At 68.2% G+C, this 24,993-nt stretch carries 23 protein-coding genes and 1 pseudogene; 12 read left to right on the forward strand and 12 right to left on the reverse strand.

Features of this window, described 5'->3' with window-relative positions:
• Nucleotides 1-24 precede the first annotated feature (24 nt).
• Nucleotides 25-507 carry an NUDIX domain-containing protein gene (locus tag AQI95_RS00865; RefSeq protein WP_067115615.1) on the forward strand — a complete coding sequence of 161 codons (483 nt, stop codon included), beginning with the start codon at nt 25-27 and terminating at the stop codon, nt 505-507.
• Between the two features lie 5 nt (nt 508-512).
• Here AQI95_RS00865 and AQI95_RS00870 read toward each other — a convergent pair whose 3' ends face one another.
• Nucleotides 513-1,838 carry a globin domain-containing protein gene (locus AQI95_RS00870; protein WP_208614035.1) on the reverse strand — a complete coding sequence of 442 codons (1,326 nt, stop codon included), beginning with the start codon at nt 1,836-1,838 and terminating at the stop codon, nt 513-515.
• A 195-nt stretch (nt 1,839-2,033) separates the two neighbouring features.
• Nucleotides 2,034-2,666, reverse strand: coding sequence for an HAD family hydrolase (locus tag AQI95_RS00875; RefSeq protein WP_067115617.1), 633 nt, complete (start codon nt 2,664-2,666; stop codon nt 2,034-2,036).
• A gap of 151 nt (nt 2,667-2,817) precedes the next feature.
• On the opposite strand from AQI95_RS00875, the gene AQI95_RS00880 reads away from it, so the two are divergent.
• Entirely contained in the window at nt 2,818-3,684 is an 867-nt protein-coding gene (locus AQI95_RS00880) for a GNAT family N-acetyltransferase (RefSeq protein WP_067115620.1), read from the forward strand.
• 76 nt (nt 3,685-3,760) lie between these two features.
• Here the strand turns inward: AQI95_RS00880 and AQI95_RS00885 are convergent, their stop codons facing one another.
• Both AQI95_RS00885 and AQI95_RS00890 read right to left on the reverse strand, forming a co-directional pair.
• Nucleotides 3,761-4,180 (reverse strand): GlcG/HbpS family heme-binding protein, encoded by a 420-nt coding sequence (locus AQI95_RS00885; RefSeq protein WP_067115623.1) that lies wholly within the window; start codon nt 4,178-4,180, stop codon nt 3,761-3,763.
• A 113-nt stretch (nt 4,181-4,293) separates the two neighbouring features.
• Entirely contained in the window at nt 4,294-5,502 is a 1,209-nt protein-coding gene (locus AQI95_RS00890) for an MFS transporter (protein WP_067115625.1), read from the reverse strand.
• Nucleotides 5,503-5,645: 143 nt separating this feature from the next.
• Between AQI95_RS00890 and AQI95_RS00895 the strand changes: the two genes are divergently transcribed.
• Together AQI95_RS00895 and AQI95_RS00900 are read left to right on the forward strand one after the other, a co-directional pair.
• Nucleotides 5,646-6,104 (forward strand): MarR family winged helix-turn-helix transcriptional regulator, encoded by a 459-nt coding sequence (locus tag AQI95_RS00895; protein WP_067115628.1) that lies wholly within the window; start codon nt 5,646-5,648, stop codon nt 6,102-6,104.
• A gap of 9 nt (nt 6,105-6,113) precedes the next feature.
• On the forward strand, nt 6,114-6,566 hold the full coding sequence (locus tag AQI95_RS00900; protein WP_067115630.1) for a GNAT family N-acetyltransferase: 453 nt from the start codon (nt 6,114-6,116) through the stop codon (nt 6,564-6,566).
• A 65-nt stretch (nt 6,567-6,631) separates the two neighbouring features.
• Here the strand turns inward: AQI95_RS00900 and AQI95_RS00905 are convergent, their stop codons facing one another.
• Together AQI95_RS00905 and dnaB are read right to left on the reverse strand one after the other, a co-directional pair.
• The gene (locus tag AQI95_RS00905) at nt 6,632-8,017 is read right to left on the reverse strand and encodes a serine hydrolase domain-containing protein (RefSeq protein ID WP_067115633.1); all 1,386 of its coding nucleotides are present in this window, start codon (nt 8,015-8,017) and stop codon (nt 6,632-6,634) included.
• A gap of 96 nt (nt 8,018-8,113) precedes the next feature.
• Nucleotides 8,114-9,592, reverse strand: a complete 1,479-nt coding sequence (gene dnaB, locus AQI95_RS00910) for a replicative DNA helicase (protein WP_067115637.1) — start codon at nt 9,590-9,592, stop codon at nt 8,114-8,116.
• A gap of 472 nt (nt 9,593-10,064) precedes the next feature.
• On the opposite strand from dnaB, the gene AQI95_RS00915 reads away from it, so the two are divergent.
• The gene (locus AQI95_RS00915) at nt 10,065-11,411 is read left to right on the forward strand and encodes an MATE family efflux transporter (RefSeq protein WP_079070970.1); all 1,347 of its coding nucleotides are present in this window, start codon (nt 10,065-10,067) and stop codon (nt 11,409-11,411) included.
• A 123-nt stretch (nt 11,412-11,534) separates the two neighbouring features.
• Here AQI95_RS00915 and rplI read toward each other — a convergent pair whose 3' ends face one another.
• The 4 genes from rplI to rpsF all read right to left on the reverse strand — a co-directional run bounded on the left by rplI (nt 11,535) and on the right by rpsF (nt 13,254).
• The gene (rplI, locus tag AQI95_RS00920) at nt 11,535-11,981 is read right to left on the reverse strand and encodes a 50S ribosomal protein L9 (RefSeq protein WP_067115643.1); all 447 of its coding nucleotides are present in this window, start codon (nt 11,979-11,981) and stop codon (nt 11,535-11,537) included.
• Between the two features lie 18 nt (nt 11,982-11,999).
• Complete coding sequence (rpsR, locus tag AQI95_RS00925; RefSeq protein ID WP_003949403.1) at nt 12,000-12,236, reverse strand: 30S ribosomal protein S18; 237 nt, start codon at nt 12,234-12,236, stop codon at nt 12,000-12,002.
• Nucleotides 12,237-12,294: 58 nt separating this feature from the next.
• Nucleotides 12,295-12,888: a single-stranded DNA-binding protein gene (locus tag AQI95_RS00930; RefSeq protein ID WP_067115646.1), complete on the reverse strand. Its 594-nt coding sequence runs from the start codon at nt 12,886-12,888 to the stop codon at nt 12,295-12,297.
• Between the two features lie 75 nt (nt 12,889-12,963).
• Complete coding sequence (gene rpsF, locus AQI95_RS00935) at nt 12,964-13,254, reverse strand: 30S ribosomal protein S6 (RefSeq protein WP_005482942.1); 291 nt, start codon at nt 13,252-13,254, stop codon at nt 12,964-12,966.
• Nucleotides 13,255-13,526: 272 nt separating this feature from the next.
• On the opposite strand from rpsF, the gene AQI95_RS00940 reads away from it, so the two are divergent.
• From AQI95_RS00940 to AQI95_RS00950, 3 genes are all read left to right on the forward strand, one after another.
• Nucleotides 13,527-13,844 carry a hypothetical protein gene (locus tag AQI95_RS00940; protein WP_067115654.1) on the forward strand — a complete coding sequence of 106 codons (318 nt, stop codon included), beginning with the start codon at nt 13,527-13,529 and terminating at the stop codon, nt 13,842-13,844.
• 179 nt (nt 13,845-14,023) lie between these two features.
• A complete protein-coding gene (femX, locus tag AQI95_RS00945) occupies nt 14,024-15,145 on the forward strand; it encodes a peptidoglycan bridge formation glycyltransferase FemX (RefSeq protein ID WP_067115655.1) in 1,122 nt (373 codons plus the stop codon).
• Nucleotides 15,146-15,228: 83 nt separating this feature from the next.
• Nucleotides 15,229-16,260 carry an alanine racemase gene (locus AQI95_RS00950; protein ID WP_067115659.1) on the forward strand — a complete coding sequence of 344 codons (1,032 nt, stop codon included), beginning with the start codon at nt 15,229-15,231 and terminating at the stop codon, nt 16,258-16,260.
• Nucleotides 16,261-16,341: 81 nt separating this feature from the next.
• On the opposite strand, the gene AQI95_RS00955 is transcribed toward AQI95_RS00950, so the two are convergent.
• Both AQI95_RS00955 and AQI95_RS00960 read right to left on the reverse strand, forming a co-directional pair.
• The gene (locus AQI95_RS00955) at nt 16,342-17,874 is read right to left on the reverse strand and encodes a glycosyltransferase family 87 protein (RefSeq protein WP_208614036.1); all 1,533 of its coding nucleotides are present in this window, start codon (nt 17,872-17,874) and stop codon (nt 16,342-16,344) included.
• A 718-nt stretch (nt 17,875-18,592) separates the two neighbouring features.
• Nucleotides 18,593-20,881: pseudogene (locus AQI95_RS00960) on the reverse strand (transglycosylase domain-containing protein); the annotation flags it as partial.
• A gap of 255 nt (nt 20,882-21,136) precedes the next feature.
• On the opposite strand from AQI95_RS00960, the gene AQI95_RS00965 reads away from it, so the two are divergent.
• From AQI95_RS00965 to AQI95_RS00980, 4 genes are all read left to right on the forward strand, one after another.
• Nucleotides 21,137-21,811 (forward strand): PadR family transcriptional regulator, encoded by a 675-nt coding sequence (locus AQI95_RS00965; protein ID WP_067115666.1) that lies wholly within the window; start codon nt 21,137-21,139, stop codon nt 21,809-21,811.
• Nucleotides 21,812-21,855: 44 nt separating this feature from the next.
• A complete protein-coding gene (locus tag AQI95_RS00970; protein WP_067115669.1) occupies nt 21,856-22,938 on the forward strand; it encodes an inositol-3-phosphate synthase in 1,083 nt (360 codons plus the stop codon).
• 146 nt (nt 22,939-23,084) lie between these two features.
• On the forward strand, nt 23,085-24,347 hold the full coding sequence (locus AQI95_RS00975; RefSeq protein WP_067115673.1) for an MFS transporter: 1,263 nt from the start codon (nt 23,085-23,087) through the stop codon (nt 24,345-24,347).
• 124 nt (nt 24,348-24,471) lie between these two features.
• Nucleotides 24,472-24,987, forward strand: a complete 516-nt coding sequence (locus tag AQI95_RS00980) for an LppU/SCO3897 family protein (RefSeq protein WP_067115676.1) — start codon at nt 24,472-24,474, stop codon at nt 24,985-24,987.
• Nucleotides 24,988-24,993: the final 6 nt, after the last annotated feature.

The following is a 24,993-nucleotide window of genomic DNA, read 5'->3' on the forward strand; positions in this document are numbered from 1 at the left end:
AACCAGCCGGGCCACATTTCTCCCATGACCGTCCGACCCGTGGTCAAGCGCACCGCCCGTGCCGTTCTTCTGGACGGTGGCGACCTGATTCTGATCAAGCGCACCAAGCCTGGCGTCGATCCCTACTGGGTCACCCCCGGTGGCGGGGTCGAACCCGGAGACCCGACCGTCGTGGACGCCTTGCACCGAGAGGTGTCCGAGGAACTCGGCGCCAAGATCACCGACGTGGTGCCGTGCTTCGTGGACACCGTCGAGCACATCGGCGAAGATGGTGGCGCGACCGGCGTGAAGGTGCAGCACTTCTTCGTCTGCCGGCTGGAGTCCATGGACCCGGCCCTGCGGCACGGCCCCGAAGTGGACGAGCCCATGGGTGAGTACGAGATCGTCCGCGTCCCCTTCACCCGCGTCGGCATCGCCTCCGTCCACCTGGTCCCGCTGTCGCTGCGCCACTATCTGGACGGCAACATCGAGGGTGTACGCGCCATGCACGCTCCCGACCTCGGTTAGCACGTTCAGCTCGTGGCGAGGAACAGTTCCTCCACCGCGTCGTGCCGTATGCGGCTCGACGGGATGCCGATGTCCCGGAGCGTGTCGATGCCGCTGCGGATCATCCCGGGCGGACCAGAGAGATAGGCGTCGTACTCGTTCCAGGGGCCGTAGTCGCGCAGGGCGTCGGGAAGCCGGAGGCGCGCCTGTTGGTCGATGACCGCCCGGACCGCCAGCCAAGGATGGCTCTGCTGGAGCCGGAGCAGGGTATCGATGTCGTAGAGGCCATGGTCGGTGCGGGCGGCGTAGAACACCTCGACAGGCCGACGTGCTCCACGCTCGGCGACATCCTCGACCAGTGCCTTGATGGGAGCTATGCCGGTGCCACCGCCCAGGCAGAGCAGCCCACTGTCGCTCGTGTGGTCGACGGTCATGGAGCCGGTCGGCGGGCCGAGGCGTATGACGTCTCCGGGCCGGGCACGGCGCACCAGCGCGTTGGAGACCCAGCCGGCCGGGACCGCCTTCACATGGAAGGTCAACAGGCCGTCCGAACGGGGTGCGGAGGCGAAGGAGTAGTGCCGCCACACGCGGGGCCACCACGGTGTCTCCACACTCGTGTACTGGCCGGCGAGGAACGGATAAGGCTGGTTCGGGCGGACGGTGAGGATCGCGACGTCGGGGGTTCTGAGGTCGTGGGTGACGATCTCGGCATGCCACCAGGCCGGGGACCGCAGTTCATCGGCCGCCACAGCGTCGATCATGACCTGGGACATGGTCGTGTACGCCCGGACCCAGGCCGCCTCGGTCTCCGGGCTCCACACGGTGGCGGCGTACGTGCTCAGCGCGCCGATCATGCACTCTCCGACGATCGGATAGTGCTCGGCGAGCGTCCCGTACTTACGGTGTCCGCGGCCGAGATTTCGCAGGTAGTCGACCAGGACCGGAGTGTTGTCCAGGTGCTCGGCCGTGGTGAGCAGCGCCTTCAGCAGACGGTCCCGCTGGATGTCCATCGCGGGCGGAAACAGCGCGCGCAGATCGGGACGGCGGACGAAGAGCAGCGCATAGAAGTAGGAGGTGACCTTGTCGGCGACCGGACCTATCTCGGCCATCGTGCGGCGTATGAGGACGGCGTCCGAAGACCCCTCCTCGCCTGCCGACGCCACCCGCTGGGGCAGCACGCGTGGTGGGACCGGTGTGTCCGCAGGCCGTGGGCCTGCCTGCGCTGTGTGGTCTGTGTCCGTCGCTGTGTGGTCTGTGTCCGTAGGCGAAGCCGGCAGTGTTCTGCGTGGCGTGAACCAGTTGTCCCCGCCCGACATGCCGTTCTCCCCCGACGTGGTGGTCGGAGCGTCCATGGTGTGCCCTCGCCTCGAACGTCTTGCGGTCGGTCTGCGCACCTCCACCCCGGAAGGTGCATGCTTTCCCCCGGCGGACGGTCAGCCGTAGCACGGCGTGAACCGAAGTCGACCCTACCGGCCGTCGCCGCACACACAAGTCCCCCCTCGCTCTCTCACCAATCGGACAAGAGGGTGCACCACGCCGTCCGGCAGCTAACGGGCAGAGCGAACCAATGAGTAGGCGTCCCACAGATCCCGGCCCGTGTAGGAGTGGGTCGCGAGTCCGGCCAGATGGGCATCCGCATTGACGGCCACGGAGACCGGTACGGCAGCAAACAGATCCTTGCCCGACGACGAGTCGCCGTACGCCACACAATCCGCCCGCGCCACTCCGAAGTCCTGGCACAGACGGTCCGCGATGGTCACCTTGGCCGCGGCACTGAGCACCCCGGACGGATCGACGGGCTCGGTGAACGGGACGGCCGGGAAGCGTGATCCGTGGGCCGCATGAGCACCCCAGTCGAGAAGGCGTTCCACGAAGAAGGACGGCGAGAGCGACACCACCGCGCAGTAGTCGCCGGCGCTCCTGATCTCTGCCCAGACCTCACGAATGCGGGCCAGCCAGGGAGCCGTCTCGAATGCGGCACTGACATCTGCTTCAGTCAGATCGGCCCACAGGTCGTACACCTGTGCCGCGTACTCCGGCGGGCCGATCCGTCCCTCCGCGATCGCCCGGTCCAGTGCAACGGTCTCCGCTTCCCGTCCCAGCTGGCGTGAAATCTGCACAGGCGCCGTACTGCCGTGCAGCAACGTACCGTCGAGGTCGAAGAGATGAAGTCTCGCCATGGGCCTGAGGCTAACCGGCTGCCGATGTTTCACGTGAAACACTTCCCTACTGTCCATGGGTTGTGCATATGGCTACGGCATGGCCAAAAGCACGTGTGTCTGCGGCGAAACAGGTGGACGCCGGGGCTGCTGGTCGGACAGCCTGACCTGCGTGTCGACTCCTTCCCTCGCTACTCTGCCCATCCGCCGTCTGACGCTTCGCGATCTCACCGCTTGCGCCGACTTGTCCGAGGACCGGGGGTGGCCACGCGAGGAGCACAAGTGGGGCTTCCTCCTCGCGGCCGGAAAGGGCTTCGGTATCGACGACCCCGAGGGCGGACTCGTCGCCGCGTGCGTCGTCACGGAGTACGGCTCGTGGGAGCGCACGGATCTCGGTGCCGTCGGCATGGTCCTGGTGGCCGAACGCCATGCCCGTCGGGGCGTCGGGCGACGTTTGATGAACCATGTCGTGTCGACCATGGGGACCACTCCGCTCACCCTGCACGCCACGCCCAACGGCCGCCCCCTGTACGAAGAGCTGGGCTTCAAGGTGACGGGCCGGGCGGAGATGCTGATGGGCCACTTCGCTCCCGGCGGGCCGAAGTCCGGCGTGCTCACACGCGCCGCTACCGCGGAGGATCTCCCCTCGATCCTGAGGATGGACGAGGAGGTGTTCGGCGTCGACCGCACTCCCCTGATCACCCGGCTCCCTGCCTTCGCCGACCAGTTGCGGGTGGCCGAGGAGGACGGCCGGATCATCGGCTACGCGGCGGCATGGCCCAATATGGACACCCAGGTCGTCGGTCCACTGATCGCCCGGGATACGGAGACCGCACAGGCGCTCATCACATCGCTGGCCGCCCATACCGACCGTCCGCTGCGCACCGACGTCGACGTGCGCCATGAGGAGCTGCTGACCTGGGCGAAGGCGCGGGGGCTGGCCTCTGTCGCGTTCAACGCGGTGATGACGTACGGCATCACCGATCTTCCGGGGGACTGGACCCGTCGGTTCGCGCCGCTGACCGTGGCCGCCGGCTGAGGCGCCGTAGAACGGAGAACGCCGGCTCCGCCGCGTCGTGCGGCGGGGCCGGCGTTTTCCGTGCTCGGTGGCGTGATCAGGCGAGCGCCTGCACGGCCGCGGCGGCGAAGCCGTGGTCCTGCTCCGGCGCACCACCGCCGACGCCGATCGCGCCGATCAGCCTGCCGTCCCGGTGGACGGGCACACCGCCCGCGATGAACAGCAGGGGCCGGTCGAGAGCCGTGGGCAGCGTGTGGAAGAGGCCGCCGGGCTGGACGGCGTCGACCAGGTCGGCGGTGGGGGCATTCAGCTGCAGTGCCGTGTAGGCCTTGCGGGTGCTGGTCTCGCCGGAGATCAGCACCGCACGGTCGTCACGGTGGAAGACGAGCAGATGGCCACCGGCGTCCAGGACGGTGACGCTGACGGTGACCCCGGCGTCCTCGGCCGCACGGCGAGCGGTGGCGACAAGCAGTTCGGCGTCCTCGGTGGACAGCGGGACGACAGCGGTGGTGCTCATGGAGGTTCTCTCCTCGGGTGTTGCTGAGATGGGGTGCTTGCCGTACCGGAGACACGCCCCGGCACAGAGGTATGTGGACTGCGGACGGCGAGGCGCCCTGTGATCCGAAGGACTCAGTGGTGGACCGGGGTCTGCTGACCGGCAGGCGTCCCGGAGGCGACCACGGTGCTGCGGGCTCCGTCGCGCCGCTCCAGGGCCGCCGAGAGGACGGCGAGGACCAGGGCAGCCGCGGCGAGGGCGGCGCCGACCCAGTTGGGGGCCGTGTAGCCGTAGCCGGCCGCGATCACGATGCCGCCGAGCCAGGCGGAGAGCGCATTGCCGAGGTTGAAGGCGCCGATGTTCACGGCCGACGCGAGCGTCGGGGCACCGTGCGCCTGGTCGAGCACGCGCTTTTGCAGCGGCGGTACGGTCGCGAAGCCCAAGGCGCCGATCAGGGTGATGGTGACGGCCGCCGCGATCTTGTTGTGGGCGGTGAGCGTGAACAGGGCCAGGACCACGGACAGGGCGCCCAGGGAGACGTACAGCATCGGCATCAGGGCGCGGTCGGCGAACTTGCCGCCGACGAGGTTGCCGCCGACCATGCCGAGGCCGAAGAGGACCAGCAGCCAGGTGACCGAGCCGTCGGCGAAGCCCGCGATGTGGGTCATCATCGGCGCGATGTAGGTGATGGCCGCGAAGACGCCGCCGAAGCCGAGGACGGTCATCGCCATGGCGAGGAGGACCTGGGCGTTCTTGAAGGCGGCCAGCTCGTGGCGCAGGTGCACTCCCTCGGGCCTCGGCAGCTCGGGCACCAGCTTGGCGACTCCGGCGAGGCCGACGACCCCGAGGGCGGCAACGACTGCGAAGGTGACGCGCCAGCCGACGTGCTGCCCGATGAGCGTGCCCAGCGGGACTCCCACGACATTGGCGACGGTCAGACCGGTGAACATCATCGCGATGGCACCGGCCTTCTTGTGAGGGGCCACCAGCTCCGCCGCGACGACCGAGCCGATGCCGAAGAAGGCACCGTGCGCGAGCGAGGCCACCACGCGCCCGATCAACATGATCGCGAAGGCGGGGGCCACCGCGGAGAGCAGGTTTCCGACGATGAAGAGGCCCATCAGCAGCATCAGCATCCGCTTGCGCGAGACCTTCGTGCCGAGCACGGTCATCAGCGGGGCACCCATGACCACGCCGAGCGCGTAGCCGGTCACGAGCAGGCCCGCGGTGGGGATGGAGACCCCAAAGTCACCGGCGACCTGGGGCAGCAAGCCCATGATCACGAACTCGGTCGTTCCGATTCCGAAGGCCCCGATCGCGAGGGCCAGAAGCGCGAGAGGCATGGAGGGGTACACCTTCCCAGACGATTGCAGGAGCGCTTTGTGTGCGTCCACAATAGTTGCAGACGCGGGTTAATGGCAACCGCACACTATTGCGGACTTGCTCTACCCTGGGAGCAGCCGCTCCGGGACGGAGGAAAACGCCAATGACAGCGACGGACCCCGCGCTCACCGCCCTCGCACAGGGCTGGTGCGCCCTCTCTGCGCTGCACGGAAGGATCGAGGCGCACATCGAGCGCTCCTTGCAGGCAAAGCACGACCTGAGCGTGCGCGAGTACTCCCTGCTCGATGTGCTGAGTCGCCAGCACGACGGTGAGGGCGGCCATCTGCAGATGAAGCAGGTCGCCGACGCGGTCGTCCTCAGCCAGAGCGCCACCACGCGCCTGGTGAGCCGGCTGGAGGACCGCGGTCTGTTGGAGCGCTATCTGTGCCCCACCGACCGGCGCGGCATCTACACCAACGTCACCGAGGCCGGCCTGCGCCTGCTGGAGGAGGCGCGGCCCACCAATGACGCCGCCCTGCGCGAGGCCTTGGACGAGGCGTCCATGAATCCGGAACTGGCGCCGCTGGTAAGGGCCCTGGAGTCGCTGAACGTACCGGCATAGGGTGCGCTCATGGGAGATCTTGAAATACGGCGTGCGACCGTCGACGACCTTCCGGCGATCGTCGCCATGCTCGCCGACGATCCACTGGGCTCTCAGCGTGAGACCCCCGACGACATGGCGCCCTACCGGGCCGCGCTGGAACGCGTGGACGCCGACCCGAACCAGAGCCTCGTCGTCGCTGTCCGCGAAGACCGCGTGATCGGAACCCTCCAGCTCACGATCATTCCTGGGCTCTCCCACAGAGGGGCTGTCCGCGCGCTCATCGAGGCCGTGCGCATCCACGCCGACGAACGAGGCAGCGGGCTGGGCAGTCAACTGATCGAGTGGGCGATCGACGCCTCCCGGCAACGCGGCTGCCTGATGGTGCAACTCACGTCCGACAAGACGCGTACCGACGCCCACCGCTTCTACGAGCGGCTCGGCTTCAGCCCCACGCACGAAGGCTTCAAACTGCGGCTCTGAGGCACGCGGCCACAACGCGACGGGGGGTGTGTTTCACGTGAAACACACCCCCCGTCGCCCAAGGCCTAGCGGATGCCCCGCCACCCTTCCGGGTCCACCCCACCGGGGACCGCGGCCTCGGGGTCGTACGGCTGCCGGGTGAACACGAACGAGCCGAGGTCGAGGTGGCTCACCGCCCCGTCCGCACGTCGTGCGGGCCGCAGAAGCTCCCCGGTGAAGTAGCCCTCCAGCCCGGTCCAGGTGCCGTCACCGTTCGAGCGGAAGCGGGCACGCCGGCCTCCGCCGGTCAGCGGGGCGAGCCGGAGAAGACCGTCTGCGGTCACCCGCAGGCTGAAGGCGTGGGTCCCCCAGTACCACTGGCCCGCGAGCTCCAGGACCGCCGGATCGACTTCGCGCAACGGCCGCCAGGGCTCCGGGATCCTCGGCTCCGCCTCGGCGACGATGCGCACGAGGTCGGCACCCACCGCGCCCAGCAGCGGGCCACTGGTGCAGTTGGCCAGCACCACCGCCGCCACGTCGTCCCCCACGCTGAGGGTGAGGTTCGCCAGAAAGCCGGGCAGCGAACCGGAGTGCCCGACCAGGAGCCGGTCGCCATGGCGGCCGATCTGCAGACCGAGGCCGTAGGCTGCCCCGTCCAGCACATCGGCCGCCTCTGCGGGCGCCGCTGGCGTACGCATCTCCCGTACCGACTCCGCGCTCAGTACCCGGTCGTCCCCCGCTGCCAGAAATGCCGCGAACCTCGCCAGATCCCCCGTGGTCGACCACAACTGACCGGCCGGTGCCATCCTGCCCAGATCCTCAAGCGGCTCCGGCAGTATGGCGTCCGCCCACGGATGCACAGCCCATCCACCGGCGTGCGGGGCCTGGGGCTGCGCGCTCGTACGGTGCAGGCCGAGCGGCTGGAGGATCTCGTTGCGCAGCACGTCCTCCCAGGGAGCACCTCGCAGCTCCTCCACCAGAGCGCCGAGCACCGTGTAACCGGGGTTGGAGTAGTGGTGCCGTCGGCCGACGGGGTGCAGAAGGGGCTGCTCACCGAGCACATCGCTCAGCTGGGGCCGAAGGGTGCCGGGAGTCCGCTCCCACCAGGGCGCGGGCGACTCGGCCGCCAGACCTGCGGTGTGCGCGAGCAGTTCGGCGATCGTCGCCTCGCCCGCGCCGGTGCCCGGCAGATGCTTCTCCAACGGGTCACCGAGGTCGAGCAGGCCTTCGTCGCGCAACCGCATCACCAGAACGGCGGTGAAGGTCTTGGTGATGGATCCGATCCGGTACTGCACGGTCTCGTCCGGCCCGTGCCCGTCCACCGAGGTCCGCGCGCCGTGCCACACCGCACGCCCGCCCCGCACGACGGCCGCGACCAGCGACGGTGCCCGCCCTTCGGCCTGTGCGACGGCGATCCGGTGCAGCAGGGTTCGCCGGGTCGTGGGAAGCAGCTCTTCCTGAGGTGTCGTCATGGCCCCAGTCCACCTGGTCAGGCGGCGGAGGTCGAGTTCATTTCATCATCGCCGTCCGACGGTTCCAGTCTGCCTGAGCCCCTTCAGACGGGGCGATCAGGTCTGGGCCATGTCCACGAAGCGGGAGTAGTGGCCCTGGAAGGCGACCGTGATCGTGGCCGTGGGGCCGTTTCGGTGCTTGGCCACGATCAGGTCGGCCTCGCCCGCACGCGGGGACTCCTTCTCGTACGCGTCCTCACGGTGCAGCAGGATGACCATGTCGGCGTCCTGCTCGATGGAGCCGGACTCACGCAGATCGGAGACCATCGGCTTCTTGTCGGTGCGCTGCTCGGGACCACGGTTCAGCTGGGAGAGCGCGATGACCGGGACCTCCAGCTCCTTGGCGAGCAGCTTGAGGTTACGGGACATGTCCGAGACCTCCTGCTGACGACTCTCGGCGCGCTTGGAGCCGCCGGACTGCATCAGCTGGAGATAGTCGATGACGACCAGCTTCAGGTCGTTGCGCTGCTTCAGGCGCCGGCACTTGGCTCGGATCTCCATCATCGACAGGTTGGGGGAGTCGTCGATGTAGAGCGGTGCGGCCGAGACGTCCGGCATACGGCGGGCGAGCCGGGTCCAGTCCTCATCGGTCATCGTGCCGGACCGCATATGGTGCAGGGCGACCCGGGCCTCGGCGGACAGCAGACGCATCGCGATCTCGTTGCGGCCCATTTCCAGCGAGAAAATGACGCTGGGGAGGTTGTTCTTGATCGAGGCGGCGCGCGCGAAGTCCAGCGCGAGCGTCGACTTACCCATGGCCGGTCGGGCGGCGATGACGATCATCTGCCCCGGGTGCAGACCGTTCGTCAGCGAGTCGAAGTCGGTGAAGCCGGTCGGCACACCGGTCATCTCACCGCTGCGCGAGCCGATCGCCTCGATCTCGTCGAGGGCGCCCTCCATGATGTCGCCGAGCGGCAGATAGTCCTCGCTGGTGCGCTGCTCGGTGACGGCGTAGATCTCGGCCTGCGCGCTGTTGACGATCTCGTCCACATCGCCGTCGGCCGCGTATCCCATCTGCGTGATGCGTGTGCCGGCCTCGACCAAGCGGCGCAGCACCGCCCGCTCATGGACGATCTCCGCGTAGTACTCGGCGTTGGCCGCCGTCGGCACGGTCTGGACGAGGCTGTGCAGATATGCGGCCCCGCCCACCTTGTTGATCTCGCCGCGCTTGGTGAGTTCGGCGGCGATGGTGATCGGGTCGGCCGGCTCGCCCTTGGCATAGACGTCCAGGATCGCCTGGTAGATCGTCTCGTGCGCGGGCTTGTAGAAGTCGTGGCCCTTGAGGATCTCGACGACGTCGGCGATGGCGTCCTTGGACAGCAGCATGCCGCCCAGGACCGACTGCTCGGCGTCCAGGTCCTGCGGCGGCACCCGCTCGAAGGAGGAACCCCCTCCGTCCCAGGAGGCGTTCTCCCGGCCCCGATCGTGCTGTTCGTCACGACCCCGGCCGTCGTCACCGCGGCGACGGGAGGCCGGCAGGCGATCGCTGGGTCCGGCGTCGGCCCACGGATCGTCCAAGGGCTCGGAAATGCTCACCGAGCCACCTCCTCCCGTCCGCACAGCGGACCTCGCCGTGCCCTCTTTTGTACGGCACGACACTGACAGTTGAGAGGCCCAACTCCGGTTCCGGCGCGTCGGTTTTGTGTCGCTTCCAAGGCTCAGGAAACAACGCTTCCCGGGCCGAGAGATGGAGCGGGCGCCGGACAACGGTAGGCCTGTCGGCACCGTCAGCCAATCTGGTTATCCACAGGCCATGTGGACGACGGCCCGGATGCTGTGGAGAACTCGCCGAAACCTGTGCACGACTCAGTGGACAGCCCTGTGAACAAGCCCTCCCTCAAAGCCAGCAGAACGGCTTGACCTGCATGTTTGCCATCCACCGGCTGTGCAGAAGAAAAACTTTCCCAGTCGGACCAAGATCGCTTCGAACGGTGCGCGAAAGGACACACCTCAAGATGAGAAGTAAGGGTCATTCGCCAGTTGCATCACTTACCTGTGGACGGTTAGATTGGTGCTCATGACACAGGCTCTCGCGACACCCAAGGCCACCCGTCGACGGCACGACAGAGAGATCGTCGCGCTGGCCGTCCCGGCCTTCGGCGCCCTCGTCGCGGAGCCTCTCTTCGTCATGGCCGACAGCGCCATCGTGGGCCACCTCGGAACCGCTCAGCTCGCCGGCCTCGGCGTCGCCTCCGCGCTCCTCACCACCGCGGTGAGCGTCTTCGTCTTCCTCGCCTACGCCACGACCGCCGCCGTGGCCCGCCGCGTCGGCGCCGGCCATCTGCAGGCCGCCATTCGACAGGGCATGGACGGTATCTGGCTGGCCCTGCTGCTCGGTGTCGGCGTGATCGCCGTCGTCCTTCCCCTGGCCCCCGGCATCGTCGACCTCTTCGGTGCCTCCACGACCGCGGCACCCTACGCCACCACATATCTGCGGATCTCCGCACTGGGCATCCCGGCCATGCTCATCGTCCTTGCCGCCACGGGAGTGCTCCGAGGACTGCAGAACACCAGGACCCCGCTCTACGTCGCCATAGCCGGCTTCGTCGCCAACGGCGCGCTCAATGCGGGACTCGTCTACGGTGCCGGGCTCGGCATCGCCGGTTCGGCCTGGGGCACGGTCATCGCGCAGTGCGGCATGGCGGCCGTCTATCTGACCGTCGTTGTCCGCGGAGCCCGACGCCACGGGGCTTCGCTCCGCCCTGACGTCGGCGGCATCCGAGCCTCGGCTCAGGCGGGCGTGCCGCTCCTGGTCCGCACACTGTCGCTGCGGGCGATCCTGATGATCGCCACGGCGGTCGCGGCGCATCTGGGCGACGCCGATATCGCCGCTCACCAGATCGTCCTGTCCCTGTGGAGCCTGCTCGCCTTCGCCCTGGACGCGATAGCGATCGCGGGGCAGGCCATCATCGGCCGCCATCTCGGGGCGAACGACGCCCAAGGAGCCCATGAGGCCTGTCGCCGCATGGTCCAGTGGGGCATAGCGATCGGCGTGGTCCTCGGTCTCCTCGTGGTGGCCGCCCGGCCGCTCTTCCTGCCGGTGTTCACGAGCGACTCCATGGTCAAGGACGCGGCACTGCCCGCGCTGCTGATGGTGGCGCTCTCGCAACCCGTCTGCGGGATCGTCTTCGTGCTGGACGGAGTCCTCATGGGCGCCGGCGACGGGCCGTACCTCGCCGGGGCCATGGTCGTCACCCTGGCGGTGTTCGCTCCGGTCGCCCTGCTCGTCCCCACACTCGGCGGCGGGCTCACCGCCCTGTGGGCCTCGATGACACTGATGATGTCCATCCGCATGGTCACCCTGTGGCTGCGCACCCGCTCGGGCCACTGGATCGTCACAGGCGCTATCCGCTGACCGCGGACCGTTTCACGTGAAACACGTCCCCCTGGCCGACTCCAGCCATGTGAAAGGGGCCGCACCCTCGCAAGGGTGCGGCCCCTTTCACCGGCTCAAGCGAGCACAGCGATCACGCGGCGATCAGGCCGCGACGACCTCGATGTTGACCTTGGCGGCAACCTCGGGGTGCAGACGCACGGACGTCTCGTGGGCGCCCAGGGTCTTGATCGGCGAGGTCAGCTCGATGCGGCGCTTGTCGACCTCGGGGCCACCGGAAGCCTTGATCGCGGACGCGATGTCGGCCGGGGTGACGGAACCGAAGAGACGACCGGCGTCGCCGGAGCGGACGGCCAGACGGACCTTCACGCCCTCGAGCTGAGCCTTGACCTGGTTGGCCTGCTCGATGGTCTGGATCTCGTGGATCTTGCGAGCACGACGGATCTGCTCGACGTCCTTCTCGCCACCCTTGGTCCAGCGGATAGCGAACTTCCGCGGGATCAGGTAGTTGCGAGCGTAACCGTCCTTGACGTCGACGACATCGCCGGCGGCACCGAGGCCAGTGACCTCGTGGGTGAGGATGATCTTCATGAGTCGGTCACCCTTCCCTTAGCGCGCGGTGGACGTGTAGGGCAGCAGCGCCATCTCACGGCTGTTCTTGACGGCCGTGGCGACGTCACGCTGGTGCTGCGTGCAGTTGCCGGTCACGCGGCGGGCACGGATCTTGCCGCGGTCGGAAATGAACTTCCGCAGCATGTTCGTGTCCTTGTAGTCCACGTACGTGACCTTGTCCTTGCAGAAAGCGCAGACCTTCTTCTTAGGCTTGCGCACAGGCGGCTTCGCCATGGTGTTTCTCCTGTGTGATCAAGAAGTTGGGGGTACGGCCCGCCCCTGGTCCGAGGACCTAGAAGGGGGGCTCGTCCGAGTAGCCGCCACCGCCGCCGGAGCCTCCGCCCCAGCCGCCGCCGCCCTGGTTACCACCCTGGTTGCCACCGGCGGGAGCACCGCCGGTCGCCCACGGGTCGTCGGCCGGAGCGCCGCCGCCCTGCTGGCCGCCACCGGGGCCTCCGCCCCAGCCGCCGCCCTGCTGGCCGCCACCGCCGCCGTAACCACCCTGGCCACCGCGAGCGCCACCGGCGGTCTTGGTGACCTTGGCCGTGGCGTTCCGCAGGCTGGGGCCGACTTCCTCGACGTCCAGCTCGTAGACCGTGCGCTTGACGCCCTCGCGGTCCTCGTAGGACCGCTGCTTCAGCCGGCCCTGCACGATGACGCGCATGCCTCGCTGGAGCGACTCGGCGACGTTCTCCGCCGCCTGACGCCAGACCGAGCAGGTCAGGAACAGGCTCTCGCCGTCCTTCCACTCATTCGTCTGACGGTCGAAGGTGCGGGGAGTGGACGCGACACGGAACTTCGCGACCGCCGCACCGGACGGGGTGAAGCGCAGCTCGGGGTCGTCGACAAGATTGCCGATGACCGTGATGACGGTCTCGCCTGCCATGGGGGAACCTCTCGGCGGGTTTGCTGCTGGCTGCTTGCTGCTACTCGAAACCCGAGATCAGCTGAGCGGGAAGGCTCAGTGGGTCTCGGGGCGGAGGACCTTGGTCCGGAGGACCGACTCGTTCAGGTTCATCTGGCGGTCGAGCTCCTTGACGACCGCAGGCTCGGCCTGCAGGTCGATGACCGAGTAGATGCCCTCGGGCTTCTTCTTGATCTCGTACGAGAGACGACGACGGCCCCAGGTGTCGACCTTCTCCACCTTGCCGTTGCCCTCACGGACGACGGAGAGGAAGTTCTCGATCAGGGGGGCGACAGCGCGCTCCTCCAGATCGGGGTCGAGGATGACCATCACCTCGTAGTGACGCATGTGGAACCCACCTCCTTTGGACTCAGCGGCCACGGTCGTTCCGTGGCAGGAGGGTTGTGATGCGTACGCAACGGTATCGGCCACCACTGACAATCGGGGGGCCCTGAGGGTTCCCGCAGTGTTACCTGGGCAGGCTTGAGCAGACACCGGTGCAGACGGTACAGACTACCCGCACACCCGCTTCCGGTTGAAATCCGGCCGTGAAGGCCGCCAATCTGTACACGACGGGTGTGTGCGGCGCTACGATGCGCCGCTTTCCGCAGGAGGTGCCCATGGCACAGGCTTTGCATCCCAACACCGCCGGTTCCCTCTTCGCCACGGACGGCAAGCCCCATCCGCTGCAGGACTCGCTGATGGCGGGGACGCTCGTCCTCGGCGTGCTGTCCTTCATCACGTCCTTCTTCCACAGCCTCCACCTGCTGACCTCGTGGACAGGCCTGCTGGGGCTGGTCGTGGGCATCTACGGACAGTGGGTCTCGGTGACCACGCGGCAGCGCTTCGGCCTGATCCTGGGTCTCGGCGCCGCGGGGGTCGGTTTCCTGATCGGCATGGCACACGGCGGACTGTTCGGCGGAATCATCGGCAGCTGAGCACCGGACGACGTCCGCCGACGTCCTCATCTCACCCCACAGGCCGCCCCGGTCGCCCCGCCGACCGGGGTTAAGGCCCGTACGCCCAGTCGGGTCGCGCGCGAGGCGCAGTAGGCTTCGGCGCGAGAGCCGGAGCCCCTGTACCCATGGGGACACACCAGCCCGAGGAGCGCCCCGACATGAGCCTGACCCTGAGGACCATCAGCCGCGAGCAGCATCTGGCCTACATCCAGAGCCTGCCGTCGGCGAGCCACATGCAGGTCCCGGCATGGGCCGATGTGAAGGCGGAGTGGCGCTCGGAGAGCCTCGGCTGGTTCGACGACCGCACCGGCGAGATGGTCGGCGCGGGCCTGGTCCTCTACCGCCAGCTGCCCAAGATCAAGCGCTACCTCGCCTATCTGCCCGAGGGCCCGGTCATCAACTGGTTCGCGCCGAACCTGGACGACTGGATCCAGCCGATGCTGGCGCACCTGAAGCAGCAGGGCGCCTTCTCCGTGAAGATGGGCCCGCCGGTGATCATCCGGCGCTGGAACTCCGAGACCATCAAGAAGGGCATCCAGGACCAGGACGTCAAGCGCCTGCGCGACCTGGAGGCCGACTTCATCGAGCCGCGCGCCTTCGAGGTGGCGGACAAGCTGCGCCGTATGGGCTGGCAGCAGGGCGAGGACGGCGGCGCCGGCTTCGGCGACGTCCAGCCGCGCTACGTCTTCCAGGTGCCGCTGGCGAACCGTTCCCTGGAAGAGGTCCACAAGAACTTCAACCAGCTGTGGCGCCGCAACATCAAGAAGGCCGAGAAGGCCGGTGTCGAGGTCGTCCAGGGCGGTTACCAGGACCTGGCCGAGTGGCAGCGGCTGTACGAGATCACGGCGGTGCGCGACCACTTCCGGCCCCGCCCGCTGTCGTACTTCCAGCGCATGTGGACGGCCCTCAACACCGAGGACCCGAACCGGATGCGGCTGTACTTCGCCCGCCACAACGGCGTGAACCTGTCCGCGGCCACGATGCTGATCGTCGGCGGACACGTCTGGTACTCCTACGGCGCCTCCGACAACATCGGCCGAGAGGTCCGGCCCTCGAACGCGATGCAGTGGCGGATGCTGCGTGACGCCTATGCGCTCGGCGGCACCGTCTACGACCTGCGTGGCATCTCCGACTCGCTGGACGAGACGGACCACCTCTTCGGTCTGATCCAGTTCAAGGTCGGCACCGGCGGCCAGGCCGCCGAGTACCTCGGTGAATGGGACTTCCCGCTCAACAAGCTGCTCCACAAGGCGCTCGACATCTACATGTCGCGTCGCTGAGGCACAGGCGTTTGATTCCATAGGGTTCACAGCTTTCACCTCTCTGATACACCGCAGCCACGAGAAAGGTTCCGGGTCCGGCCATGGCGCTCACGCTCTACGTCGACACCGCGCGCTGGCGGGCGCACCACAAGCACGTGCAGGAGCAGTTCCCGGGTCTCGTCCCGGTCTGCAAGGGCAACGGCTACGGCTTCGGGCACGAACGGCTCGCGGAGGAGGCGACGCGGCTGGGCGCGGACCTGCTCGCGGTCGGCACCACGTACGAGGCCGCACGCATCAAGGACTTCTTCGGCGGTGACCTGCTGGTGCTGACGCCGTACCGGCGCGGCGAGGAGCCCGTGCCACTGCCCGACCGGGTGGTGCGCTCGGTGTCGTCGATCGACGGCGTGTACGGCCTCGTCGGCGCGCGCGTGGTCATCGAGGTGATGTCCTCGATGAAGCGCCACGGCATCAGCGAGCAGGACCTGCCCCAGCTGCACCAGGCCATCGAGAACGTCCGGCTGGAGGGCTTCGCCATCCATCTGCCGCTGGACCGCACCGACGGCTCGGACGCCGTCGAGGAGGTCATCGGCTGGATGGACCGGCTGCGCGCGGCCCGGCTGCCGTTGCACACGATGTTCGTCAGCCACCTGAAGGCCGATGAACTCGCCCGTCTCCAGCAGCAGTTCCCGCAGACCCGGTTCCGTGCCCGCATCGGGACGCGGCTGTGGCTGGGGGACCACGAGGCCACCGAGTACCACGGTGCCGTCCTGGACGTCACGCGCGTGTCCAAGGGCGACCGGTTCGGCTATCGGCAGCAGAAGGCGGCCTCCGACGGCTACCTGGTGGTCGTGGCGGGCGGAACGTCCCACGGGGTGGGTCTGGAGGCCCCGAAGGCCCTGCACGGCGTCATGCCGCGCGCCAAGGGCGTCGCCCGAGCCGGCCTCGCCACGGTCAACCGGAACCTTTCTCCGTTCGTCTGGGGCGGCAAGCAGCGCTGGTTCGCGGAGCCGCCGCACATGCAGGTGTCGATCCTGTTCGTCCCGTCCGACGCCCCGGAGCCGAGGGTCGGCGACGAGCTGGTGGCCCATCTGCGGCACACCACCACGCAGTTCGACCGGATCATGGACCGCTGAACCCGGACCAGGACAGCGAGAAGGCCGTACACGCATCGCTCGTGTACGGCCTTCTTCATGGCCTTCCGACGGCACGTTCGCTCAGAGCGAACGCCCTTCGGGAGAGGGCGGGAGCGGCCTGCCCCAGTCCACCTGAGGTGCTTCGGCGTGGGCGGCGTGCCGCGGCGGATGGGCTGCCGCCCCGAGCACGAAGACGTCCTCGGCCCCGTCGAGCACACCGCCCGAGGGGTCGTCGTCGCCCGACCGGCGCACCACGTCCCGCTCCGGCATGAGGATGTCCCGTACGACGACGGCGCACAGGTACAGCGTGCCCACCAGGTGCAGCACGATGGCCCAGTAATAGCCGTGGGTCGGCAGACCCTTGTGGGCGTCTCCGCTGGTCGTGTAGGCGAGGTACATCCAGATGCCCAGGAAGTACGCCACCTCGCACGCCTGCCAGATCAGGAAGTCCCGCCACTTGGGGCGGGCGAGGACCGCGAGCGGCACCAGCCACAGGACGTACTGCGGGGAGTAGACCTTGTTGGTGAGGATGAAGGCCGCCACGATCAGGAAGGCCAGCTGGGCGAAGCGCGGCCGGCGCGGGGCGGTGAACGTCAGCGCGGCGATGCCGAGGAAGCACAGCACCACCAGCACCATGGCAGCGGTGTTCACGAAGCCGGTGCTGGGCGGATTGCTGGTGTTCTGTGCCCAGATCAGCCAGAACGAGCCGAAATCGACGCCCCGTTCCTGGCTGAACGTGTAGAACTTCGACCAGCCTTCGAAGGCGAAGAGCATCACCGGCGCGTTCACCACGAGCCAGGCGATCGCCGTACCGGCCACGGCCTGTGCGTACTCCCGCCATTTTCCGGCCCGCCAGCACAGCACGAGCAGCGGGGCGAGCAGGAACACGGGATAGAGCTTGGCGGCCGTGGCGAGGCCCAGGAGGACGCCGAAGGCGACGGGACGGCTCCGGGACCACATCAGCATCGCGGCGGCCGTGAGCGCCACCGCCAGCAGGTCCCAGTTGATGGTCGCGGTGAGCATGAAGGCGGGCGCAAGGGCGACCAGCAGGCCGTCCCAGGGGCGCCGACGGTGGGTGCGGGCCACGCAGACGGCGATGACGGCCGCGCACACCATCAGCATTCCGGCGTTGACGAACCAGTACCACTGCTCCTGGTGCTGGATGGTGCCGCTGTGCGGGGTCAGCCAGGACGCCACCTCCATGAACACGCCGGTCAGCACCGGGTATTCGAGGTAGTCCATGTCGCCCGTGAGCTTGTCGAAGTACGGCACGAGATGGTCGGCGAATCCGCGGCCCTGGTAGAGGTGCGGAATGTCCGAGTAGCAGGCGCGCGTGTACTGGCTGCTCGCGCCGAAGAACCAGCCGCTGTGATAGCAGGGCGCCTTCTGGACCAGGCCGAGGGCGAACATGCCGATGGCTACGAGCGCGACGACCCGTACGGGGGTCCACCAGGAGGTCCCGGGCAGGGCACGCCGCCCGAGCGGACCGCCGATCAGCTCACTGCCGGCCCGGGCGATCTCGTCCTCGCCGGTCGGCCGCACCGGTTCTGCCGCGGCGGGCCGCACGGGCTCGGGCTCGTGCCTGCTCGCGGGCGTCATCTCTGCACTGGGCATGGGGCACATCCTGCCGTACCGGCCTGTGGAGGGGCGCGCCGCTCACGGATCCGCCTGCAGCCGCAAACAGGGACAGGGGCCCTCGGGAGACCCGACGACCCCTGTCCGTTCGCCCCACCGCCGGCAGTGCCTACGGCGTGGGGCGACTCACTCAGCCGCCCGGGCCGCCGAAGATGCCTCCGTTGCCGTTGCCTCGGGTATTGCCTCCCGTCGCGGTTCCGGTCGTGTCCGTGGCGCTGGGCGACGGATCGGTGCCTCCGTTGGTACCGCCCGTGTCCGTGCCGCCGTTGCCGTTCGTGTTGCCGTTGGTATCGCCGTTGCAGGGGTTGTCCCAGCTCCACTGGCAGGTGTCGCTCGACGACGGGGACGGGGACGGGGACGTGCGGCTCGGCGACGGGCTCGGCGACGGGCTCGTCGTCCGGCTCTGGGTGGCCGAGGGGCTCGGCGGCGGACTCGGCTCGGCGTTGAGCACCGTGCCGATCGGCGTCGGAGTCGGGAACTTCACGGCCGGCTCGTTCTGCAGCGCCTCGGCCATGTAGTCGTGCCAGATCTCGGCCGGGAACGAGGCGCCGTGGATCTTCTCCTGGCCACCCGTTCCGTACATCTCCAGGAACGTCCGGTTCTTGTTCTTCGCGTTGTCGTCCAGCCGGAACATGCTGATCGCGGTCGACAGCTGGGGGGTGTAGCCGACGAACCACGCGGACTTGTTGCCGTCCGTGGTGCCCGTCTTGCCGGCGACGTCGCGGCCGGGGAGCTGAGCCTTGGTACCGGTGCCCTTGTCCACCACGGTCTTCAGCACGTCGGTCACGTTGTCGGCGACCTGCTGGGTGAAGGCCTCGGTGGACTTGTCCTGGTGCTTGAAGACCACGCCGTCCTTGTCGCTCACCTTCACGACGGAGTAGGGCTCACGCTGCTGACCCCTGGCCGCGAAGGTGGAGTAGGCGGAGGCCATGCGGATGGCGCTGGGGTCCGACGTACCGATCGAGAAGGACGGGTAGTTGGCACTGGCGAGGCTGCCCGGGAGAATGCCGGCGTCCTTGGCGCTCTCCTCGACCTTGTCCAGTCCCACGTCCATGCCGAGCTGGACATAGGCGGAGTTGACCGAGAACTGCATCGCTTCACGCAGGTCGATCTTGTAGTTCGGCGCGTTTCCGACGGACTCACCGCCGTCGTTGGTCTGCAGCCACTCGTTGCCGTCCTTGTCGGTCCAGACCTTCCCGTTGTACTCCTTGATCTTCAGCTTGTTCTGGCCGCTGTACAGACTCTTCGGAGAGGCGACCGTGCGCTCGTCCTGTGCCTGCGACTCCGGCCCGTCCGGGTTGCGCACGCCCCACTGCATGGCCGCCGCCAGCACGAACGGCTTGAAGGTCGAACCCACCTGGGCACCGGTCGAGTCGGCGTTGTCGGTGAAGTGCTTTGTCGCGTCCTCGCCGCCGTAGATGGCCCTGATGGCACCCGAGGTCGGGTCCACGGAAGCCCCGCCGAACTGGACGTTGGTGTCCGTCTTGGGCCGCTGCGCCGGTTTGATGTTCGACTTCTGGACGTTCTTCACGGCGGCTTCCAGCGCCTTGACCTTCTTCTTGTCGAAGGTCGTGTAGATCTGGTAGCCGCCCTTCTGCAGATCGTCCGCGGAGATGTGCGTCGCCGGGTTGTTGACCACGTTCGCCTTGGCCAGGTCGACGAGATAGCCGATCTGGCCCCCCAGCTGGCCGTTCGACCGGGGATTCTGGATCTTGGGGAGGGTCTTGTACTTGGTGCGCTCCGCAGGGCTCAGATGGCCGTATTGGACCATCTTGTCGAGGGTGTCCTGCATCTGCGCCAGAGCCCGCCTGCTGTTGGCCTCCGGAGTCGCAGCGGGGTCGAGGGAGGTCGCGCCCGCCGGGTCGTAGTACGTGGCGCCCTTGACCATCGCGGCGAGGAAGGCGCACTCGCCCGGGTCCAGCTTCGTCGCGTCCTTGTTGAAGTACGCCCGGGACGCGGCCTGGAGACCATAGGCGCCGCGGCCGAAGTACGTCGTGTTGAGGTAGCCCTCCATGATCTTTTCCTTGGGGACCTGGGCTCCCACCTTGATCGAGACGAGGATCTCCTTGAACTTCCGGGACAACGTCTGCGCCTGGTCGTTCAGCATCGCGTTCTTGACGTACTGCTGGGTGATGGTCGAGCCGCCCTGCGTCTGACCGCCGCGTGCCATGTTCAGCACCGCACGCGCGATACCGTTCGGATCGATGCCGCTGTCGGTCTCGAAGGTCTTGTTCTCCTGCGAGATGACGGCGTAGCGCATCTCCTTGGGGATGCTCGCGTAGTTCATGTTCTGGCGGTTGATCTCACCGCCGGTCGCGACCATCACCGAGCCGTCGGACCAGTAGAAAACGTTGTTCTGCGCCTTGGCGACCGCAGCCTCGTTGGGAACGGACACCATCGCGTACGCGATGCCCGCCACCGCCATGAGGCTTCCGACGAACCCGAGGCAGAGTCCGGTGACGAGCTTCCAGGACGGCATCCATCGGCGCCAGCCGTACCTGTCGGCGCGCGGATAGTCGATCATCCGTCTTCTGGAAGGGGGAGCCGTACGGCCCGTACCGCGGCCGGGCCCGCTCGGGCCACCGCGTCGACCGCCACGACCGGTGGGCTCGGCCGCTCGGCGGCGGCCGCCTCTCTGTGCCGCGCGCCGGGCCTCGGCGCGGCCACCGTAGAGCCGCGCCTCGTCCTCCGACCCACGGGGTGCCTCCCCGTACGAGTCGGCCGGAGACTCGGTGGCGCCTCGCGGTGCCGCACGGCGACCGGGGGACGAACCGGACTGGCCGCGTCGGGCCGCGGCACGTCCGCCTCCCTGCGGCGGCGGCGGTTTGCGACGGTGCTCGCTCATCGAACGATTACTCCTCGGGCAGGCGCACCCGTGCGCGCCTGGAACGGCGGCGGTTTTCCGGTCCCCCCGAAGTACGGATGTGGTCGGTCCTGCATTCACCCGTACCGCACCAGGGACGACGACGCCCCCCAGGCGTCGCATGGTTCCCGGTGGTCTGCATGCCGCACAGACTACGCACCGCCAAAACCTGCCGAGCCCTGAAGTTCACCCCAAAACAGGCAACTTGCATCGTATGAATCGGCGATGTGACCCCGTTCACGGCCGTCCCTCTTGTCGCCTGCGGACGGTCGTTCTATCGTCGTGATGTATCGAGTCGATACATCAGCGCGAGATAAAGACGCTGAGAGGCACTGCGAGACCCGCGGGAGCGACCGGCGGGACCGAGAGGAGGCGACGATGAGCCGACGTTCCGGCATCCTCGAGTTCGCCGTGCTCGGCCTGCTGCGCGAGTCCCCGATGCACGGCTATGAGCTGCGCAAACGGCTCAACACGTCCCTGGGTGTGTTCCGGGCGTTCAGCTACGGAACCCTCTACCCCTGCCTCAAGACGCTGGTCGCCAACGGCTGGTTGATCGAGGAACCGGGCAGCACCCACGAGGACGCCGCTCCCCTTGCCGGACGCCGAGCGAAGATCGTGTACCGATTGACGGCAGAAGGTAAGGAACACTTCGAGCAGCTGCTCTCGCAGACGGGCCCCGACGCGTACGAGGACGAACACTTCGCCGCACGCTTCGCCTTCTTCGGGCAGACGTCGCGCGATGTGCGCATGCGTGTGCTGGAGGGCCGGCGCAGCCGCCTGGAGGAGCGCCTGGAGAAGATGCGCGCCTCTCTGGCACGCACGCGGGAGCGCCTCGACGACTACACACTCGAGCTCCAGCGCCACGGGATGGAGTCCGTGGAGCGCGAAGTGCGCTGGCTGAACGAGCTCATCGAGAGCGAACGGGCCGGACGGGACCTGAAGGGTTCCGCTTCCGGGGGGTCCGCTCCGGACACCACCACTGGATCGACGGGCGGCCTGCCCCGTGCCGGAGGCACCTCCGGCACGGATACGCCCGGCGACACCGCCACGTGAGTCCCACCTCAGGGCCTCACTCGTACACACAGGGAGCAACCGGAATGGGTTCGGTTCGCGTAGCCGTCGTCGGCGTGGGCAACTGCGCCGCGTCGCTGGTGCAGGGAGTCGAGTACTACAAGGACGCCGACCCGGCGTCCAAGGTCCCCGGCCTGATGCATGTGCAGTTCGGTGACTACCACGTGCGCGACATCGAGTTCGTCGCCGCGTTCGACGTGGACGCCAAGAAGGTCGGCCTCGACCTCGCGGACGCGATCGGCGCCTCCGAGAACAACACCATCAAGATCTGCGACGTGCCCAGCACCGGTGTCACCGTCCAGCGCGGCCACACCCTCGACGGCCTCGGCAAGTACTACCGCCAGACCATCGAGGAGTCCGAGGCCGAGCCGGTCGACGTCGTCCAGATCCTCAAGGACAAGCAGGTCGACGTTCTCGTCTGCTACCTCCCGGTCGGCTCCGAGGACGCGGCGAAGTTCTACGCCCAGTGCGCCCTCGACGCCAAGGTCGCCTTCGTCAACGCCCTCCCGGTCTTCATCGCCGGCACCAAGGAGTGGGCGGACAAGTTCGTCGAGGCCGGTGTGCCGATCGTCGGTGACGACATCAAGTCCCAGGTCGGCGCCACCATCACGCACCGCGTCATGGCGAAGCTGTTCGAGGACCGCGGTGTCATCCTGGACCGCACGATGCAGCTGAACGTCGGCGGCAACATGGACTTCAAGAACATGCTCGAGCGCGAGCGCCTGGAGTCCAAGAAGATCTCCAAGACGCAGGCCGTCACCTCCCAGATCCCCGACCGGGACCTCGGCGAGAAGAACGTCCACATCGGCCCGTCCGACTACGTGGCCTGGCTGGACGACCGCAAGTGGGCCTACGTCCGCCTCGAGGGCCGCGCCTTCGGCGACGTCCCGCTGAACCTGGAGTACAAGCTCGAGGTCTGGGACTCCCCGAACTCCGCGGGTGTCATCATCGACGCGCTGCGCGCCGCGAAGATCGCCAAGGACCGCGGCATCGGCGGCCCGATCCTGTCGGCGTCCTCGTACTTCATGAAGTCCCCGCCGGTCCAGTACTTCGACGACGAGGCCCGCGAGAACGTCGAGAAGTTCATCCGCGGCGAGGTCGAGCGCTAGCTCGACACAGCATGGCGCGCTAGCTCGACGCGGCACGGCGCGCCGAGGCGCGCGGAACCGCTCGCACGAGAACGCTCCTGCCAGGGCTGTGAAGGTCCCCGGGTTCACCGACCCGGGGACCTTCCGCATGTGTGAGGCTGTGCCCCATGCCCGTCGTCCGTGACCTGCGCGTCCTGCTGCGCCTGCGGTACTTCCGACGCCTGCTGTACATCCGCCTGCTGTCCCAGGGCGCCGACGGCGTCTACCAGGTCGCGCTCGCCGCGTACGTCGTCTTCTCCCCGGAGAAACAGACCTCGGCCACCGCCATCGCCTCGGCGATGGCGGTCCTGCTGCTCCCCTATTCCCTGGTCGGCCCGTTCGCGGGCGTCCTGCTGGACCGCTGGCGCCGCCGGCAGGTCCTCCTGTACGGCAACCTGCTGCGCGCCCTGCTCTCGTCGGCGACGGCCGTGCTGATCATCGCCCAGGTCCCGGACTGGCTGTTCTACGTCTCCGCGCTGTGCGTCACGGCCGTCAACCGTTTCGTCCTCGCGGGCCTGTCCGCCGCGCTCCCGCGCGTGGTCGACGACAAGCGCCTCGTGATGGCCAACTCCCTGTCGCCGACCGCGGGTACGCTCGCCGCGGCCGCGGGCGGCGGCCTCGCCTTCGTCGTACGGCTGGTGGTGGCGGACTCCGACGCCGCGGTGGTGCTGCTGGGCACCGTCCTGTACCTGTGTGCGGCGCTCGCGTCCCTGAGCCTCGCACCCGGGCAACTGGGGCCGGACCCCGAGCTGGTCCAGCCCCGCCTGGCGACGGCACTCACCGGCACCGCCCGCGACCTGATGGCCGCCGTTCGCCACCTCGCCGCACCGCCGCGCCGCGAGGCCGCCTGGGCGCTCTTCACGATGACGCTGATGCGGTTCTGCTACGGCGCCCTGCTGGTCATGTTGCTGATGCTGTGCCGCTACACCTTCGCCTCGAACACGGACGACGGGCTGCGCCTGCTGGGGCTGGCGTTGGGCACGTCGGCCGCAGGGTTCTTCGCGGCGGCCGTGGTGACGCCCTGGGGTGCCGGCCGGCTCGGCCCGGGACGCTGGATCGTCGTGTGCGCCGCGGCGGCCGCGGTCCTGGGGCCCGCCCTCGGACTCCCGTTCGCCGTCGGCCCCATGCTGGTCGCGACCTTCGTCCTGGGCCTGACCACCCAGGGCGCGAAGATCGCGACCGACACGATCGTGCAGTCCTCGGTGGACGACGGCTTCCGTGGGCGGGTCTTCTCCGTCTACGACGTCCTGTTCAACATCGCCTTCGTCGGTGCCGCCGCGGTCGCGGCCTTGATGCTGCCGCCGGACGGCCGCTCGGCGACGCTGGTCGTCACCCTCGCCCTCGTCTACGGAGCGGTTGCTGGCGCTATGGCCCGCTTTGAACGCCGGTGAGTGTCACATCAAAGCCACAGTGTCCCCCTGAGCTACAGGAGTGTCAGTGGAGCCCGGTAACTTACGTGCGTCTTACGCGCGCCTTATGTGCGCTGCTCACCAACTCTTCTAGGGGGACCCCCAAGTGACGACTCCGCCGCCCCAGGGCCAGAACCCATTCGCACAGGGCCAGCAGGCGTACGGCCAGCCCCAGGCCCCGTACCCGCCCCAGGGCGGCTACCCGCAGCAGCCGGGCCAGCCGCAGGCGCCTTACGCCCAGTTCCCCAACCAGGGAGCCCCGGTTCCGCCGGCACCCGCGTCGACCGGGAAGCGCATGGGCAAGAGGGCTATACGCATCGTCGGGATCATCGTCGTCGCCGTCATCGTCGGTCTCCTCAAGTTCGGCGCGGGCTGGTTCCTGACCCGCGATGACGCGGAGACGACGTCGGTGGGTTCCTGCATGCACAACAACGGCTCGACCGCCAAGCCTGACCTGAAGGAAGTGGACTGCTCTTCCAGCGACGCCCAGTACACAGTGGTCCAGAAGTTCGACGGCTCCAGCGACGACAGCAAGTGCGCCGCCGTCACCGGAGCGACGATCTCCTACATCCAGTACGGCGGCGGCCACGATGTGGTGCTCTGCCTGAAGGACGCCAAGTAATCACGC

The sequence above is a fragment of the Streptomyces yokosukanensis genome (assembly GCF_001514035.1).
In the GTDB taxonomy this organism is placed as follows: Bacteria; Actinomycetota; Actinomycetes; order Streptomycetales; family Streptomycetaceae; genus Streptomyces; species Streptomyces yokosukanensis.

Coding starts and splice junctions, on each gene's coding strand:
- AQI95_RS00885 (WP_067115623.1), bottom strand. CDS start 4,180: ATGAGCACCACCGCTGTCGTCCCGCTGTCCACCGAGGACGCCGAACTG.
- AQI95_RS00875 (WP_067115617.1), bottom strand. CDS start 2,666: ATGGCGAGACTTCATCTCTTCGACCTCGACGGTACGTTGCTGCACGGC.
- AQI95_RS00955 (WP_208614036.1), bottom strand. CDS start 17,874: ATGCCCAGTGCAGAGATGACGCCCGCGAGCAGGCACGAGCCCGAGCCC.
- AQI95_RS00890 (WP_067115625.1), bottom strand. CDS start 5,502: ATGCCTCTCGCGCTTCTGGCCCTCGCGATCGGGGCCTTCGGAATCGGA.
- rpsR (WP_003949403.1), bottom strand. CDS start 12,236: ATGGCGAAGCCGCCTGTGCGCAAGCCTAAGAAGAAGGTCTGCGCTTTC.
- AQI95_RS00965 (WP_067115666.1), top strand. CDS start 21,137: ATGAGCCGACGTTCCGGCATCCTCGAGTTCGCCGTGCTCGGCCTGCTG.
- femX (WP_067115655.1), top strand. CDS start 14,024: ATGAGCCTGACCCTGAGGACCATCAGCCGCGAGCAGCATCTGGCCTAC.
- AQI95_RS00950 (WP_067115659.1), top strand. CDS start 15,229: ATGGCGCTCACGCTCTACGTCGACACCGCGCGCTGGCGGGCGCACCAC.
- AQI95_RS00905 (WP_067115633.1), bottom strand. CDS start 8,017: ATGACGACACCTCAGGAAGAGCTGCTTCCCACGACCCGGCGAACCCTG.
- AQI95_RS00970 (WP_067115669.1), top strand. CDS start 21,856: ATGGGTTCGGTTCGCGTAGCCGTCGTCGGCGTGGGCAACTGCGCCGCG.
- rplI (WP_067115643.1), bottom strand. CDS start 11,981: ATGAAGATCATCCTCACCCACGAGGTCACTGGCCTCGGTGCCGCCGGC.
- AQI95_RS00900 (WP_067115630.1), top strand. CDS start 6,114: ATGGGAGATCTTGAAATACGGCGTGCGACCGTCGACGACCTTCCGGCG.
- rpsF (WP_005482942.1), bottom strand. CDS start 13,254: ATGCGTCACTACGAGGTGATGGTCATCCTCGACCCCGATCTGGAGGAG.
- AQI95_RS00975 (WP_067115673.1), top strand. CDS start 23,085: ATGCCCGTCGTCCGTGACCTGCGCGTCCTGCTGCGCCTGCGGTACTTC.
- AQI95_RS00865 (WP_067115615.1), top strand. CDS start 25: ATGACCGTCCGACCCGTGGTCAAGCGCACCGCCCGTGCCGTTCTTCTG.
- AQI95_RS00870 (WP_208614035.1), bottom strand. CDS start 1,838: ATGGACGCTCCGACCACCACGTCGGGGGAGAACGGCATGTCGGGCGGG.
- AQI95_RS00940 (WP_067115654.1), top strand. CDS start 13,527: ATGGCACAGGCTTTGCATCCCAACACCGCCGGTTCCCTCTTCGCCACG.
- AQI95_RS00895 (WP_067115628.1), top strand. CDS start 5,646: ATGACAGCGACGGACCCCGCGCTCACCGCCCTCGCACAGGGCTGGTGC.
- AQI95_RS00930 (WP_067115646.1), bottom strand. CDS start 12,888: ATGGCAGGCGAGACCGTCATCACGGTCATCGGCAATCTTGTCGACGAC.